The 15,288-nt window shown below is 63.8% G+C and carries 15 protein-coding genes; 11 read left to right on the top strand and 4 right to left on the bottom strand.

Annotation, left to right across the window (positions count from 1 at the left end):
• The first annotated feature begins 7 nt into the window (after positions 1-7).
• The 11 genes from tssF to KI811_RS06645 all read left to right on the top strand — a co-directional run bounded on the left by tssF (position 8) and on the right by KI811_RS06645 (position 11,960).
• Complete coding sequence (tssF, locus tag KI811_RS06695) at positions 8-1,738, top strand: type VI secretion system baseplate subunit TssF (RefSeq protein WP_214185698.1); 1,731 nt, start codon at positions 8-10, stop codon at positions 1,736-1,738.
• On the top strand, positions 1,702-2,670 hold the full coding sequence (gene tssG, locus KI811_RS06690; protein ID WP_214185697.1) for a type VI secretion system baseplate subunit TssG: 969 nt from the start codon (positions 1,702-1,704) through the stop codon (positions 2,668-2,670). Before tssF ends, tssG begins: the two co-directional genes overlap by 37 nt.
• A 68-nt stretch (positions 2,671-2,738) precedes the next feature.
• The gene (gene tssH, locus KI811_RS06685) at positions 2,739-5,348 is read left to right on the top strand and encodes a type VI secretion system ATPase TssH (protein WP_214185696.1); all 2,610 of its coding nucleotides are present in this window, start codon (positions 2,739-2,741) and stop codon (positions 5,346-5,348) included.
• A gap of 337 nt (positions 5,349-5,685) precedes the next feature.
• Positions 5,686-6,198, top strand: coding sequence for a chemotaxis protein CheW (locus KI811_RS06680; RefSeq protein ID WP_214185695.1), 513 nt, complete (start codon positions 5,686-5,688; stop codon positions 6,196-6,198).
• A 112-nt stretch (positions 6,199-6,310) separates the two neighbouring features.
• Positions 6,311-6,823: a hypothetical protein gene (locus KI811_RS06675; RefSeq protein WP_214185694.1), complete on the top strand. Its 513-nt coding sequence runs from the start codon at positions 6,311-6,313 to the stop codon at positions 6,821-6,823.
• Positions 6,820-7,770 carry an NADH-quinone oxidoreductase subunit B family protein gene (locus tag KI811_RS06670; protein ID WP_214185693.1) on the top strand — a complete coding sequence of 317 codons (951 nt, stop codon included), beginning with the start codon at positions 6,820-6,822 and terminating at the stop codon, positions 7,768-7,770. Before KI811_RS06675 ends, KI811_RS06670 begins: the two co-directional genes overlap by 4 nt.
• Complete coding sequence (locus KI811_RS06665; protein WP_214185692.1) at positions 7,748-9,169, top strand: Ni/Fe hydrogenase subunit alpha; 1,422 nt, start codon at positions 7,748-7,750, stop codon at positions 9,167-9,169. The genes KI811_RS06670 and KI811_RS06665 overlap by 23 nt, the downstream gene beginning before the upstream one ends.
• Complete coding sequence (locus KI811_RS06660) at positions 9,169-9,420, top strand: 4Fe-4S dicluster domain-containing protein (RefSeq protein ID WP_214185691.1); 252 nt, start codon at positions 9,169-9,171, stop codon at positions 9,418-9,420. The genes KI811_RS06665 and KI811_RS06660 overlap by 1 nt, the downstream gene beginning before the upstream one ends.
• The gene (locus KI811_RS06655) at positions 9,417-9,875 is read left to right on the top strand and encodes a hypothetical protein (protein ID WP_214185690.1); all 459 of its coding nucleotides are present in this window, start codon (positions 9,417-9,419) and stop codon (positions 9,873-9,875) included. Before KI811_RS06660 ends, KI811_RS06655 begins: the two co-directional genes overlap by 4 nt.
• On the top strand, positions 9,836-10,357 hold the full coding sequence (locus KI811_RS06650) for a hydrogenase maturation protease (RefSeq protein ID WP_214185689.1): 522 nt from the start codon (positions 9,836-9,838) through the stop codon (positions 10,355-10,357). The genes KI811_RS06655 and KI811_RS06650 overlap by 40 nt, the downstream gene beginning before the upstream one ends.
• A gap of 1 nt (position 10,358) precedes the next feature.
• Positions 10,359-11,960, top strand: a complete 1,602-nt coding sequence (locus KI811_RS06645; protein WP_214185688.1) for a methyl-accepting chemotaxis protein — start codon at positions 10,359-10,361, stop codon at positions 11,958-11,960.
• A 34-nt stretch (positions 11,961-11,994) separates the two neighbouring features.
• On the opposite strand, the gene KI811_RS06640 is transcribed toward KI811_RS06645, so the two are convergent.
• The 4 genes from KI811_RS06640 to KI811_RS06625 form a co-directional block, all read right to left on the bottom strand.
• Positions 11,995-12,888 (bottom strand): toll/interleukin-1 receptor domain-containing protein, encoded by an 894-nt coding sequence (locus KI811_RS06640; RefSeq protein ID WP_214185687.1) that lies wholly within the window; start codon positions 12,886-12,888, stop codon positions 11,995-11,997.
• A gap of 105 nt (positions 12,889-12,993) precedes the next feature.
• Positions 12,994-13,368, bottom strand: a complete 375-nt coding sequence (locus tag KI811_RS06635; protein WP_214185686.1) for a helix-turn-helix domain-containing protein — start codon at positions 13,366-13,368, stop codon at positions 12,994-12,996.
• A complete protein-coding gene (locus KI811_RS06630) occupies positions 13,365-13,754 on the bottom strand; it encodes a type II toxin-antitoxin system RelE family toxin (RefSeq protein WP_246551485.1) in 390 nt (129 codons plus the stop codon). Before KI811_RS06630 ends, KI811_RS06635 begins: the two co-directional genes overlap by 4 nt.
• 17 nt (positions 13,755-13,771) lie before the next feature.
• Positions 13,772-15,076, bottom strand: a complete 1,305-nt coding sequence (locus tag KI811_RS06625) for a pyridoxal phosphate-dependent aminotransferase (protein WP_214185685.1) — start codon at positions 15,074-15,076, stop codon at positions 13,772-13,774.
• Positions 15,077-15,288: the final 212 nt, after the last annotated feature.

Here is a 15,288-nt window from a genome sequence, read left to right as displayed (position 1 = left end):
GATTGCGATGATTACCCGCCATTACCAGGAAGAGCTTGCCCGCCTCAAGGAACTGGGGTCTGAATTCGCCCGGATGCACCCGGCCCTGGCGCCGATGCTGGGGGGGACCTCGGCCGACCCGGACGTGGAGCGGCTCCTGGAAGGGGTCGCCTTCCAGACGGCGCTTCTGCGCCAGAAGCTGGACGACGATTTCCCCGAGCTGGTCCACGACCTGATGCGACTGGTGGCCCCCCACTACCTGCGGCCGGTGCCGGCCACCACCATCGTCGCCTTCGAGCCGAAGCCCTCCCTGGTCCAGACCCAGACCATCCCGGCCGGAATGAGGCTCGCCTCGGTGCCGGTGGAGGGGACCCGCTGCCTCTTCCGCACCACGAGCCCGGTGGAGGTGCATCCCCTGGCCCTTCGGGACGCCTCCTTCGACCAGCCGGCCGGCCGCCCACCGGCCGTGACCCTGCAACTGGCCCTGGCGGGGACCACCCTCGACCAGTGGAGCCCCCGGTCCCTGCGGCTCTTCTTGGCGGCCGAGGAGGCCGAGGCGGCGGAGCTCCACCTTCTCCTCTCCCGCTCCCTCTCCCGGATCATCATCACCCCCGCCGAGGGGGGGAAGAGCGCCGTCCTGCCGCCGTCCTGCCTCAAACCGGCGGGATTCGCCGGGGACGAACCCCTCATCCCCTACCCGTCCCACGCCTTCCCCGGCTACCGGCTGCTCCAGGAGTACCTGGCAGCCCCCCGCCGGTTCTTCTTCCTCGATCTGACCGGCTGGGAGCAGTGGACCGGGCGGGGCGCCGGCACCCGGTTCAGTGTCACCTTCGAGCTGCGGAGCGCCCCGGCCCAGGCCCCCCGGGTGAGCCGAGAGAGCGTTGCCCTCTTCGCGGCCCCGGCCGTCAATCTCTTTCCCCACGATGCGAACCCGATCCTCCTGGACCACCGGAAAGAGCACCACCTTCTGCGGCCGGCGACGATACCGCCCGAACACGCGGAGGTTTTCTCCGTGGACCAGGTCGTCGCCTTCGACCGCGGCACCTCCCGGGAGTACCCCCTCTTTCCCTTCGAGCAGTTCCGGACGCCGGCTCCCGACCGCCCCATCTACCATACCGCCATCGCAGCATCCCCCTTCAGGGACGGCTGCGATGTCCGGCTCTCCCTCGCCTACCCGCCGGGGAGCGTCCCGTCCCTGGGGACGACCCTGTCGGTCTCCCTCACCTGCACCAACGGCAGGCTCCCGGAAAGCCTCCGGGTCGGCGATGTCAGCGAGCCCACCAGGGATGTGCCGGCCTTCGCCTCGTTCCGCAACATCACCCCCATCACTCCCTCGGTTCCCCCGCCCCTGGGGCCGAACCTCCTCTGGAGGCTCCTCTCGGCAATCCCCCTGAGCCGCCTCTCTCTGGCCCACGCCGACAACCTGCGGGAGTGCCTCGCCCTCTACCTCTTCCCCGGCGGCGACCGGACCCGGCTTGCGGCCAACCGGCGCCGGATCGAGGGGATTGAGCGGGTAACAGCCCGGCCCACGGACCGCATCGTGCGGGGCGCCCCCATGCGGGGGCTTGAAATCCGGATCGACGCCCGGGGCGACCACTTCGCCGGGCCGGGAGACCTCTTCCTCTTCGGTTCGGTCCTGGACGAGTTCCTGGCGGGAAGCGCCACCCTCAACACCTTCACGCGCCTTACGATCCGCGAAACCGTGCGGGGAGAGGAGTACCAGTGGCCACCGAGAGCCGGCTACCAGCCGCTCCTCTAGAACGGGAGATCCTCGCCCGGGGGCACGAGTTCTCCTTCCTCCAGGTGCTGCGGATCCTGGAGCTCCTCGCCGAGAGGGACGGGACCAGGCGGCCGGTCGAGGTGGTCCCCAAGCTATCCTTCGGCTTTCCGGCCTCGGACGTGGCCGGAGTCGAGCGGCGCGGCGACGGCTACCGGATCACCGCCACGTTTCTGGGACTCTACGGCCAGGCGACCCCCCTCCCCTCCTTCTACACCGAAGAGCTCATCGACGAGGAGGCCACGGACAGTACCGCCAGCCGGGATTTCCTCGACATCGTGAACCGGCACCTCTACGGTCTCTTCGCGGATGTCGCCCGAAAATACCGCCTCTTTCTGCAAATGGACGAGCACCGGAACGGCGCGATCGAGGAACGGCTCCACTCCCTGGGGGGCCACGGCGACGGGACGCTCCGGGCAGGGCTTCCCGAACCCCGGTCGCTCCTGCGCCACCTGGGGCTCTTCGCCCGGCACCCCCGGTCGGCCCTGGGGCTGCGGACCCTCCTGGCCGACGCCCTCGACGCCCCGGTGGAGGTGATCTCCGCTGTCCCCCGCACCGTGACAGTGCCGCCGGAGGAGCGCTCCCGCCTCGGCACGGTGGGCACCCTCGGCGAGGACGCCTTTGTGGGATCCGAGATCCCGGACCGCTCCGGCATGTTCCGCATCGAGGTGGGCCCCCTGGGCCGCGACCGCTTTGCCGCGCTCCTCCCCAGCACCCCGGAGCGGAAGCGCCTCGACCTCCTCGTTTCTCTCTACGTCACCGATCCCCTCGCCTACGAGATCGAGCTGGTCCTCGCCCCCGGCGAAACCCCGCCGGCAATGCTCGGCAGCGGCATCCGGCTCGGGTGGGACGTGTGGGTGACGTCGGGGGAGGATGTCGGGAGGATGTCGGTGAGCTTTTCCGGCGGAGAGTGACCGGAAGGAGCCACCTCGGCAACCGCCAGCTTTTCATCCAACCAATTCCAAGGAGAATATGACATACCATGCTTACCGTTGACCTCAAATCCCTCATCTCCCGCCTCAATCCCCACTGCTCCGGCGCCCTGGAGGGGGCGGCGGGGCTCTGCGTGGCCAGGGGCCACTACGAGGTGACCGTGGAGCACCTCCTGGCCCGGCTTTTGGACGAGCCCGGGGGGGATCTTCCCCTGATCCTCCGGGCTTTCGAGGTGGACGCTGCGGCCGTGAAGGGCGGGATCATCCGGGTTCTCGACGAGCTTCCCGCCGGCAACTCGGGGAAGCCGGTCTTCTCGCCACCCCTCCTGGAGTGGCTCCAGGAGGGGTGGCTCATCGCCTCCCTCGATCTGGGCCAGGAGCAGGTCCGCTCCGGCGCCCTGCTCCTGGCGCTTCTCGCTCGTCCCCTTCAGCTCACGGCGGGGCGTTACATGGACCTCCTCATGCCTGTGGGGCGGGAGACGCTTCTTGCCCGCTTCGGCACGGCCACGCAAGGCTCGGCGGAGCAAGCGGCCGACATCCGCCCCACAGCCGGCGACGAGGCTCCCCGGGGAACCACCTCCCTTGACCGCTTCTGCACCGACTTCACCCGCCAGGCCACGGATGGAAAGATCGACCCGGTCTTCGGGCGGGACCGGGAGATCGGCCAGATGATCGACATCCTGGCCCGGCGGCGAAAGAATAACCCCATCATCGTGGGGGAGGCGGGGGTCGGGAAGACCGCCGTGGCCGAGGGACTGGCGCTTCGCATCGTGGAGGGGGACGTGCCCGAGGCCCTGCGTGAGGTGCGCCTTCTGGGACTCGACCTGGGGCTTCTCCAGGCGGGGGCCGGGGTGAAGGGGGAGTTCGAGAACCGCCTGAAGGGAGTTATCGAGGAGGTGAAGGGGTCGCCGCGCCCCATCATCCTCTTCATCGACGAGGCCCACACCATAATCGGCGCCGGGGGGCAGGCAGGCGGGGGGGACGCGGCCAACCTCCTGAAGCCGGCCCTGGCCCGGGGAGAGCTGCGGACCATCGCCGCCACCACCTGGAGCGAGTACAAGAAGTATTTCGAGAAGGACGCGGCCCTGGCCCGGCGGTTTCAGCCGGTGAAGCTGGACGAGCCGGACGTGGAGACCGCTGTCCTCATCCTGCGGGGGCTGAAGGAGAAATACGAGGCGGCCCACGGGGTCACCGTCCGGGACGACGGGATCCGGGCGGCGGCTGAACTGTCATCCCGCTATCTGTCGGGGCGCCAGCTCCCGGACAAGGCAGTGGACCTCCTGGACACGGCTGCGGCCCGGGTGAAGCTCCTCCTCACCGGCAAGCCGGGGAGCGTTGAGGAGAAAGAGCGGCGCATTCAGGCCCTGGAGCGTGAAAAGGCAGCCATCGCCCGGGACCGGCTCCACGGCCGGGCCGTGGACGAGGAGCGTCTGGCAATCCTGACCGATGAACTGGCGGTGCTGCGGGAGGAGTTGGCGGCTGTCACGGAGCGGTGGCACCGGGAACAGGAACTGGCCGCGGAGGTGGTGACCCTGCGAAAGGAGCTGGCAGCGGATAACAGCGAAGAATTGCAACAGCAGGTAGCCGAGGCATCGGCCCGCCTGGCGGTGTTCCAGGGGGACGCACCACTGGTGCGGATTGAGGTGGACCCGGAGGTGGTGGCCCGGGTGGTGGCCGACTGGACCGGCATCCCCCTGGGGAGCCTCCAGAAGGATCGGGCCACCGGGGTCCTCTCCCTGGAGGAGGATCTCCGCCGCCGCATCAAGGGGCAGGAGCCGGCCCTCTCCGCCGTGGCCGAAGTGCTTCGCTCGTCGGCGGCGGGGCTCAAGGACCCGCGCCAGCCTCTGGGGGTATTCCTCCTGGTCGGCCCCTCGGGGGTCGGCAAGACCGAGACGGCCCTGGCCGTGGCCGATCTTCTCTTCGGCGGCGAGCGGTTCCTCACCGTCATCAACATGAGCGAGTTCCAGGAGCGCCACACCACGAGCCGCCTCATCGGCTCGCCGCCCGGCTACGTGGGGTACGGCGAGGGGGGAGTCCTCACGGAGGCGGTTCGCCGCCAGCCCTACTCGGTGGTCCTCCTGGACGAGGTGGAGAAGGCCCACCCCGACGTCATGAACCTCTTCTACCAAGTCTTTGACAAGGGGATGTTGGCGGACGGCGAGGGGCGGGTCATCGACTTCGCCAACACGGTCATATTCCTCACGAGCAACCTGGCCTCGGAGGTCATCACCTCCCTCTGCAGCGAGGATCAAGCGCCCACGGCGGAGGAGCTGACCGCGGCCATCCGCCCCCACCTCTCCCGGCACTTCAAGCCGGCACTCCTGGCGCGGATGTCGGTGGTCCCCTACCTGACCCTGGCTCCCGAGTACCTGGAGGAGATCGTCACCCTCAAACTGGGACGGGTGGCGGATCGGCTCCGGGAGAACAGCCGGAGGTCGCTCACGTGGACCCCGGCGGTCACGGCCCGCATCGCGGCCCGCTGCACCGAGGTGGAGAGCGGTGCCCGGACCATTGACCACATTCTGAGGAGCAGTCTCCTGCCGCTTCTCTCCCGGGAAATTCTCACCCGGCTCGGCAGCGGGGATACGGCGGAGGCAATCAGACTCGACGCACCAGACGGCGGCGCCTTTGCCGTTTCTATTGAACCGACGGAGGCATGAAGCAGTGATCAGGGGGCCCACCGTGGGCCCCCTTTTTCCAGCCATCACGCTCCCGGCTCATGTCCCCCCTCTGAAAAACCGAACCCTGGAATCCCCTTTCAAATGCAGTTTCCCTTCCTTCGTTTCCTATACTCTCGTTTATTTATTATTTCTCAAAAAAACACCTAAAGATCCCATACCCTCTGCCGATAAATAACAATACAAGTGAGAGTGCTTCTATCCTGACGCACGAAGTAGCACAATATCGCAGCATGCGATGGGTACGCAATCGCAACCTTGACTGCAAAAAGATGTTTTACAGACCGAAGCGCCGAAGCCAGAGGAGCAAAGGTTCCCCATGACATCATTGCCAGCCCTTTCCAAGGGAAAATCAGCCGCGGGAAAGCCTCTTCACCTGGTCGGCTTCCGGGTAGGGAATGAGGAGTACTGCTTCGAGATCCTCAAGGTGCAGGAAATCATCAGAATGGCCCCCATCACGGCCGTCCCCAACGCCCCCGGCCATGTGGAAGGGATCATCAACCTGCGGGGGAGGATCGTCCCCGTCATCGACTTCCGCAGGCGGTTTCACATAACCGCCGAATGCACGGTCGACGAGGCAGATAAGGTTATCGTCATAACCGCAACGAGAAATGCAACCGTCGGTTTTATTGTCGATGCCCTGAGCCAGGTCATGAAGCTGCCCGCCGAGGATCTGTCGCCGGCGCCAGCGGGAGCCGCGGGATACGATGGCGAGGCCATCCGGGGGGTCGGCAACATGGGGGACCGGCTCGTTATCGTCCTTGATCTGGACAGAATGTTTTCCGACGACGAACTAAGCGGCCTGGCCGGGACGACAGCCTCCAGGCCCTGAGGATGTTTCTGAATCAAATTCAGGCAATCGCCTTGAGTGACAACGGAGTCACCACGCCCGCGACGATATTCCGGCCGTCAGGTGACCCTATCCCAGGAGAAGGGACCTGACTATGTCCGACCTCATGACCACCCGCGCCGCCCTCCAGGAGACCATGACCTTCCTCGGCGCCATCGCCAGCGGCATCGAAGAGGCCATCGGCGAATCCGCCAACAGCATCACCTACCTGGCCGGCAAGCGGCTCGGCATGCAGCTTTCCGCCAATATCCGGAAGACCGATGACGTGGAAGAGGCCCTGGAGGCCGTTCACCAGGTGCTCCTCGACAACAACTGCCTCTGGCACTTCGAGCCGTTCAAGACCCATGACCGGCCGGCCCTGGTCCAGACCACCGACAGCGGCGACGAGGACCTCCATCTCGTTTTCCGGGACTGCATGATCCGCCAGTCCCTCTTCCGCTTCGGCCACCACCAGAAGGGCTCCCTCTGCACCATGATGTTCGGCTTTTTCTCCGGGGCGCTCCTGAACGTCATGGGGGTCGATTCCACCCTGGAGATCCTCCACGCGGGGGAGAACGCCTGCTACAAGCGGTTGGTGATCCACAGGAAAAAGGGGGAAGATCAGTGAGCACGATACCCATAAACCTGGAATGGCTGAGCGACTGCTCGGGCTGCCATGTGGCCATCGTCGACCTGCACGAGAAGATCCTCGCGGTTCTGGAATCGGTCACCATCCAGCGCTGCCCGGTGCTGACCGACGTGAAGGACTACCCGAAGGCGAAGCTGGGGCTCGTCTCCGGCGCCATCCGGACCGAGCACGACCGCCACGCGGCCATCGAGATGCGCAAGAGTTGCGACCTGATCATCGCCTGGGGCTCCTGCGCGGTGTACGGGGGGATCGCCGGTGCCGGCAACGTCCACTCCCGCCAGGAGATCATCGACGCGGTCTACACCGGCAACAAGACCACGGGGACCCATACGCCGCCAACGAGGGAGGTATCGGCCCTGGAGCCGTCCGTTTCCCCCCTGGACAGCGTCATCGACGTGGACCTCTACCTCCCGGGCTGCGCTCCCCATCCGGCCTTTGTCTTCGATGCCCTCCTGGCCCTCCTGGAAGGGCGCTCCCCCCGCACCGCCACCGGGGAATCGGTCTGCGCCCGGTGCCGGAGGAAGATGGAGAAGAGCGACGTGGACCGGATCCGGAAGAATTCGGAAGGGGTGCCCGACCCGGACCGCTGCTTCCTGAGCCAGGGATACCTCTGCATGGGATCGGTGACCCTCGACCGCTGCATGTCCCCCTGCCCCCTGAACGGAATCCCGTGCAGCGGCTGCGCCGGGGCCACCATGCAGGTGCTGACCGAGCCCAACCGGGACATCCGGACCGAGATCGCCGAGCGGATGTCGCGCCTGACAGAGATCCCCCGGGAGGCCATCGTCCGGGAGATCGAGCGGACGGCCAAGACCCACTACTCCTACACCATGGCGACCCCCATGATCGGCGAGAAGCCCACCTTCCTGATCCAGAAATGGACCGACGAGGAACGAGACGACTATGAACAAGACCATAACCATTGATCCCGTCACCCGCATCGAAGGGCATGCGCGGGTCTTCATCGACCTGGACGATGCAGGGGCGCTCAAAGCGGCGGGGCTTGTGGTGAACGAGCTGCGGGGGTTCGAGAAGATTCTGACCGGCATGGATGCGGACCGGATGCCCCTGGTAACGGCCCGCATCTGCGGCGTCTGCCCCACGGCCCACCACCTGGCCGCCACCAACGCCCTGGACAACGCCGCGGGCGTTGAGCCCCCGCCGGCGGCAAAACTCCTGCGGGAGCTCATGTACATGGGGCACCTGGTCCACTCCCACTGCCTCTCCCTCTTCGTGCTCCAGGGGCCGGACCTGGTCCTTGGGCTCGATGCCGACCCCGCCATCCGCAACGTGGTGGGGGTGGTGCAGGCGGTCCCCGACATCGCCAAAAAGGCCCTCCGATGCCGCTCCATCGGCCAGAAGATCAACGAGCTGGTCGGTGGGCGGGGAACCCACCCCGTCACTTCGGTGGCAGGGGGAATCGCCTTTGTGCTCGACGCCGACCGGGAGCGCCAGCTGAACGCCTGGATCCAGGAGGCCCACGGGCTGGTGCTGGAGCTGGCGCCGGTGGTGAAGCAGCTTCTGATGAAGATGCTCGACGCCAACCCGGCGATGCTGGAGCAGTGGGTCATCCCGGCCTGGAGCGTCGGCACCGTGAAGGGCGACGGCACCATCGCCCTGGTGAACGGAGAGATACGCGCCATTGACGAGAGCGGAGCCCGGAAGGCCCAGTTCCCCACCGCCGACTACGACACCCACCTCTCCGAATCGGCGGTGGAGTTCTCCTACATGAAGCAGGTCTCCTTCGTGGAGGGGGAAACCCGCCATGACTACCGGGTCGGCCCCCTGGCCCGCCTCAACGTCTCCGACCGGTACGGCACCCCCCTGGCGGACCAAGAGCGGGAGGAGTTCGTCCGGACCATGGGCCGTCCCTGCCACGCCAATGCCCTCCAGCCCTACGCCCGCCTGATCGAGCTTCTCTACTGCACCGAGCGGGCACAGGAGATCATGGCATCGCCGGAGATCCACGGCGAGACCCGCGTGCCGGTGAAATTCTCCGGCGGACGGGGGGTGGGGCACGTGGAGGCCCCCCGGGGAACCCTGATCCACGACTACGAAATCGACGAGAACGGCATCGTCCGGGCGGCGAACCTCATCGTGGCGACCCAGCAGAACTACGCCCTGATCAACACCATGATCGCCCAGGCCGCCACCTCCCACGTCATCAACCGCCCCGACGACCAGGCCCTGCTCAACGCGGTGGAGTTCGGCATCCGCTGCTACGATCCCTGCCTCTCCTGCGCCACCCACGCCCTGGGGGCCATGCCCCTGGAGATCGTCGTGAACCGTGCCGAAAGGCCCCATGTCATCAGGAGGAACTGCTGATGGTCGAGATAAATGTTCATGAAGAGGCGTGCCGCGGCTGCAAGATGTGCGTGGACATCTGCCCCACAAAGGTCTTCGCCTTCGACGAGGAGAAGCGGCTTTGCGTGGTGGAGCACCGGGACGATTGCATCGCCTGCCTGAGCTGCGCCTACCTCTGCCCCTCCGGGGCGCTGCGCCACGAGGATTATCACATTGTGAAAAACTTTTACCGGGATCTGGCCTTCTGCGCCAAGATGGAGAAATTCATATGAGCACCGCGACCACGGAGCAGGTCACCCTTGAGGACCATGTAAACGCCGCGACCGAGGTTGCCTTTCTGCTGGACATCTTCGCCGCCACCGTCGACAACATCATGGGGGGGGCGACGGCGTCGGTGGGGAGGATCGCCGGGCGGGAGATGGCGCGGAAGCTCCCGATCCACCTTACAAACCCGACCCTGGACGAGATCGTCGCGCTCCTCAATTCCCGCATGAAGGCGGGGTACCAGTTCCGGTTGGAGGGGGAAGGGACGGAGCGCGCCCTCCTGTTCGACCACTGCGTTCTGCGGGAGGTCTGCGCCAAGCGGGGGCTCACCCTGGGGACGGCCCTCTGCCGCCTCTTCCACGCCTACCTGGACGGGATTTTGAACGAGCTCATCTGCCGCCCGGTGAAATCGGAGGTTGTCTCATGCGGGGACCAGTGCCGCCTGAGTCTCAGGACCCAGTAGCTTTCGGCAGAATCGTTGTGGTCTGTGTGGGCAACGACCTGGTGGCCGACGACGCCGCAGGGTTCGAGGTCTACCGGAAGCTGGCCGGCTCGCCCCTGCCGCCGAGGGTCACGCTCCACTACGCGGCCGTGGGGGGGATCGACCTCCTGGACTACCTGACCGGCGATGAGTCGGCCATGATCGTCGTGGACGCGGTCCAGTTCGGCGCGCCGACGGGAACCATCCACAACCTCGGGTGGAATGAGCTCCCCGATTTCGGCGCCGGCGCCATATCGGCCCATTTCATTGGCCTGAAGGAAACCATGGATATCGGGAGGCTCCTCTACCCGGAGCTGATCCCGTCAACGGTGTTGCTAGTGGGGATTGAAGGACGCCGCTTCGACCAGACCCGCGACGCCATGTCGCCGGAGGTGACGGCCGCCATCGAGCCGGCTGCCGCCTGCATCCGGGAGCATCTTCACACTCTCCGACAAGGAATCTGACATGAAGACATCCACCGTCAAAGAGGCAAAGCCGACGCTGCACAACGAGATCCAGAGGCTCGCCGAAGCCATGATGAACGGCAGGCTCGACGAGCGGGGTAACCCCGCGCAGTTCACCGGTGACGACGCCGCCCTGGTCCTCACTGTCAACCGGATGCTGGACACCCTCGTGACCCCGCTCCGCCTGGCCGCCGGCGCCATCGACGAGATCGCCCACGGCAGGATCCCCCCCTTCGTCATTGACGACTACGCGGGGGAATACAACACCCTGAAGCGCAACCTCAACACCCTCCTGGCAACCCTCTACGGCCTCGACAGCGAGACCCGGCACCTCATCGGCAACATCGGCGAGGGAAGGCTCCAAACCCGGGGGAACGACTGGGATTTCGAGGGAATCTGGCGGGACCTCATCCGGGGGGTGAACGGGACCCTCGATGCGGTTATCGACCCGGTGAACGAAGCGGGGACCGTCCTGCAGCGCCTGGCCCAATACGACCTGAGCGCCCGGATGCGAGGGAAGTACCACGGCGAGCATGCCGCCATCAAGAAGGCCATGAACGCCACGGCGGAATCGCTCCACTCCGCCGTGACCCAGATGGCTGAAACCGTGGACCTGGTCTCCGCCGTCGGCGAGCAGATCGCCGCCAGCAGCCAGACCGTGACCGACGGGACCCGGGAACAGGAAACCCAGCTCACCGAGGCGGCTGGGGTCCTCAATCACATCGCCGACACATCCCAGAAGAGTGCCCGGAACACCGCCGACGCCCGGCAGGTGGCCCAGGAGGCCGCCGAGTCCATCGGCACCGCCAAGACTGTCATGGATCAGATGCTCCACGCCATGGGGGAGATCCGCGGCTCCGCCGACAACACCGTCGGAATCGTCCAGCAGATCGACGCCATCGCCAAGGAGACCGACAAGCTCTCCTCCAACGCCACCAGCAAGGCTGCCCTGATCCGCTCGTCGGCCAACGGCTTCAGCGTGGTTGCCTCCGAGGTGCGGAACCTGTCGAAAAAATGCGAAGAGGCGGTCTCGCGCCTCCACGACTTCCGGCGCCGGGTCACCTTCACCCCGAACGCAGGCACCGACGGGACCACCGACGCCCTGGTAAGCGAGTATCTCGACCTCATCCACGACCTGAAGAGCGTCGCCTCCAACTCGGGACTCCTGGGGGTGAACGCGGCCATCTCGGCGGCCCATGTGGAGGGGGCCGGCAACGACTTCCAGGTCCTGACCGAAGAGATCCGCGAACTGGCCAGGCGCTCCACCGACGCCGCCAAGCAGACCGACACCCTCATCAGGACCTCGGTGGACCAGGCCCGCAAGGGGGAGGACCTCTCCCGGAAGATCGACGACTATCTCACCACCGCGGTCACCGGGGCATCCACCATCAGCTCCCTCACCGACGAGATCTCCCAAAGCAGCCAGGAACAGGCCAGCGCCATCGAAGAGATCAGCTGTTCCGTCACCCACATCAACGAGGTCACCAGACAGAACGCCGCCTGCGCCCTCTCGTCCTCCGAGGTGGCCCAGGGGCTGGGGCAGCAGGTGACAAAGCTGTCGAAGATGGTGAGCAAGTTCCGGCTGGAGAGGGCGGCGGGGTGACGTCCGTTGGCTAACGTATGGTGAATGATAACGGCTACGGCGTGACAGGAGCGGCGGGGTTTGCCACGTCCGAGTCTACGCCGTTGTTGTGTGAATTTTGAGGTCGATAGATCAAAAACTGATCATCGGCAAAAACGACAGATTCAGGTTCACCATGAAATACTGCTATAGCATTCCAAGACCAAGTGCCCTCAATACCCGCAACTTTTCTCTTTCCCTTCATTCGGGCAGCATAGACAGACCAACCACTTGAGGCCAGATCCCTTAGCATTTCATCCACATGAAACACCGCACGCATTTGCCCTGGCACCTCGATGTCATCCCAAATGTCATTCCAATCTCGAAGATTTTGGATAAACCCGCCTACGGTATCGATATCACTTTCATCCTTTATGTCATCGTTATAAGAGAAAGAGAAGTGACAGCCCGTCATAATATCGAGCATTTTCTTGCCACTATTAATTTTGGCAAGAGCAACGATTTCCTTTTTCTTAATTTCAGCAATGGCTTCTGGCTTTATGACGTCGATTATATTCATTACAACACTTACAACACCATCGTCCCAGCGCGCTGCGACTCTGTCAGCAAGTGGCGGAGAAAACTTCCGTACTGCCTGTTCGTCAACACCGACCCAAACAGGCAAGATCACTTTCGCGCCATCTACCTCTCTTTGGGCAAGGCCATCAAGCTCTCGGTTGGTGTAGTGCTTTCCAAAAAAAGAAGGCGACAACAAAATAATTCCAAATCTGCATGATGCTAATCCTTCGTCAATTTTTTTGCGGAGACTATCCCACATTTTGAGATCGAACTTGTCAAACCACACCGATACCCCTAGTGCCGTCAGCAACTCTGCTAGTGGCCTTGCTACCAACTCTCTTTCTTCCGACGCATAAGAAATAAATACGTCCCGTTCTATAGGGTTAGCCATAATGTGCTCACTTCCAATTCGTTATTGGTCAGACCCGGTCGACATCCCACCAAGCCTCTAAGCCTCTTCATGGTATGCATTTGTGTGTGCCCCCATTTGGCTCCCTCAGTCCGTTAAGACATCAAGCGGAACATTGAGTGAACGGGATATCGCGGAAAGCGTCTCAACCGTACCCTGGCGCTTGCCGGTTTCGATCTGTGACAAATAGGGTTTGCTGATTCCCGCCCGGTTCGCAAGCTCCTGCTGCGTCAAGCCACGATGTTCACGCCATAGCTTCACAGGCGATTCTCCCGCAAGCTCACGGCGGACAATATCGTCAGGAACCAGAAACTCACGGCCCGCCGCGTAGGATTCATGGAATTCGGCGACAGCACGGGCATCAGCTTCGTCTTCGAGCAATTCAAGGAAATGCTGGTAATCCGCGTAGGGAATCACTGCGAATTCCGGCCGTCCATCCTTTTCGATAATCTGTGCCTTCATTGGTACACATCTCCCCGTGGCGCGATTCTGACCACTGCTATCAAGAAAGCATTTTCGTGAACAAGGTACACGACCCGCCAGTCCCCCACCCGCAGCCGATATCCCGGGTGATTGGTGAGCTTTTTCACATTGTTGTTAGGGGCCATCGGATCGGTTGCCAGTGCCTCGACCTTTTCCATGATGAGCCGTGCCGTATTGCGCGGCATGGCTTTCAACGCCTTTCGGGCTTCCTTGGAATATTCAATCGAGAACATGCCCCATGTTAACATAGTGCTAACACAGCTGCAAACCCTATTATCGGTCAATGTCATGTCGCAGTGCGGGTCGCACTGACAAAAGAAAATGGGGGTGGCTGTCTGGCAGCCACCCCCATTTTCTTTTTCCATCTATTGCAGAGCCCCCGTCAGGACTTCAGATACTCTGCAATCTTCCCGGCCAGGGTCCGGTAGATCCGGAGGCACTCGGCCTCGTCCTTCTCCAGAAGCGTCACCCGGAACCCTTGCAGCGGGGTGTTGAAGGAAGAGAGGGGGACGATGCAGATGCCGGTGCTGGCCAGGATGTAGTAGACGAACCGCTTGTCTGGGGAGACGCCGGGGGCGTTCACGAGATTCTCCACCAGCTCCCGCACCTCGACGTTCTCGATGGGGAGGGACTGACGGTTGGTGAGGAGTCCGTCCCGGAAGGCCACGGACATGTAGAAGGCGCCGTTGGTCCGGTTCACCATGAGCCCCGGCACTTCCTTGAGGCAGTCGAAGGTAATGTTACTCATCCGCTCGTAGCGCCTGATTCGCTCCTGAAGGTAGGTCTGGTACTCCGGGTGCTTCATGATGGCCGGGATGCACTTCTGCGGCAGGGTGGTGGAGCAGACCTCGTTCATCTTGGCGGAGAGGATGGAGTTGATGTACTTGCGGAACTGGTCGTCTTTGCCGCCGTTGTAGACCTCGATCCAGCCGCAGCGGGAGCCGGGCCAGGGGATTTCCTTGGAGATCCCCTTCATGGCGATGGCCGGCACGTCGCCGATGACGTCGGAGATGGGAACGGTGGTCTGGCCGTTGTAGGTAATGTTGTTGTAGACCTCGTCGGCGATGATGAAGAGCTCGTATTTCCGGGCGATGGCGACGATCTTCTCCAGGGTCTCCCTGGAGAAGACCATGCCGGTGGGGTTATCGGGGTTGATGAGGAGGATGCCGGAAATCTGGGGGTTGTACCTGACGTGGTTTTCCATGTCCTCCAGGTCGGGGAACCAGTTGTTTGCCGGATCGAGCCGGTAGCAGACCGGCGAGGCCTGGGCGTGGGCCGCCTCGCCGATGGAGTGGGTGGTGTAGGTGGGGGACGGCATGAGGATGCGGCTTTCGTGGCGGAGGTTGCCGTAGACCGTGGAGATGGCGTCGCCCAGGCCGTTGAAGAAGATGATGTCGTCGGGGGTGATCCGGGCGCCGCCACGGCTGTTGGTGAGGCCGCAGATGAACTCCCGGGTCTCCAGGACCCCCCGGGTGTGACAGTATCCCCAGGTGTCGTTCTCCATCACCTCATTGGCCACGATCTCCTTCATCCAGCGGGGAATCTCCTCCCCCTTCACGATCGGGTCGCCGATGTTCTCCCAGTTGATCTTCACTCCGTGCTTCTGGAGCTTCTCCGCCACGTTGACGATGTTGCGGATCTCGTAGGTCAGTTCGCCCGCGCCGGGCGTCACCAGTTCGTTTCTCACGCGCTTTCCCTCATTTCTCTCTTGTTGGTGTCGGTCCTGAAAATGGTAAAGGCCGTGGGGATTCCCACGGCCTTAGGATGATACACGTAACGGATACGCCTCCTCACACGGCAGCGGGGCCCCCTGCGGCGACGTACGCCGCGGCGATGATAGCTCGTGCTGCGATGGCGATGGAAACGGTGTTTTTCTTCATAGAGGACTCGAATAACACA

Origin of the sequence: Geobacter hydrogenophilus (assembly GCF_018501225.1) — a bacterium.
GTDB lineage: Bacteria > Desulfobacterota > Desulfuromonadia > Geobacterales > Geobacteraceae > Geobacter > Geobacter hydrogenophilus.
This window is presented reverse-complemented; position numbering and strand designations above follow the sequence as displayed.

Bases quoted from the DNA above. Each gene is read 5' to 3' on its own strand.
- tssF (WP_214185698.1), top strand. From the start codon at position 8: ATGATTACCCGCCATTACCAGGAAGAGCTTGCCCGCCTCAAGGAACTG.
- tssH (WP_214185696.1), top strand. From the start codon at position 2,739: ATGCTTACCGTTGACCTCAAATCCCTCATCTCCCGCCTCAATCCCCAC.
- KI811_RS06680 (WP_214185695.1), top strand. From the start codon at position 5,686: ATGACATCATTGCCAGCCCTTTCCAAGGGAAAATCAGCCGCGGGAAAG.
- KI811_RS06675 (WP_214185694.1), top strand. From the start codon at position 6,311: ATGTCCGACCTCATGACCACCCGCGCCGCCCTCCAGGAGACCATGACC.
- KI811_RS06665 (WP_214185692.1), top strand. From the start codon at position 7,748: ATGAACAAGACCATAACCATTGATCCCGTCACCCGCATCGAAGGGCAT.
- KI811_RS06660 (WP_214185691.1), top strand. From the start codon at position 9,169: ATGGTCGAGATAAATGTTCATGAAGAGGCGTGCCGCGGCTGCAAGATG.
- KI811_RS06655 (WP_214185690.1), top strand. From the start codon at position 9,417: ATGAGCACCGCGACCACGGAGCAGGTCACCCTTGAGGACCATGTAAAC.
- KI811_RS06650 (WP_214185689.1), top strand. From the start codon at position 9,836: ATGCGGGGACCAGTGCCGCCTGAGTCTCAGGACCCAGTAGCTTTCGGC.
- KI811_RS06645 (WP_214185688.1), top strand. From the start codon at position 10,359: ATGAAGACATCCACCGTCAAAGAGGCAAAGCCGACGCTGCACAACGAG.
- KI811_RS06640 (WP_214185687.1), bottom strand. From the start codon at position 12,888: ATGGCTAACCCTATAGAACGGGACGTATTTATTTCTTATGCGTCGGAA.
- KI811_RS06635 (WP_214185686.1), bottom strand. From the start codon at position 13,368: ATGAAGGCACAGATTATCGAAAAGGATGGACGGCCGGAATTCGCAGTG.
- KI811_RS06630 (WP_246551485.1), bottom strand. From the start codon at position 13,754: ATGGAAAAAGAAAATGGGGGTGGCTGCCAGACAGCCACCCCCATTTTC.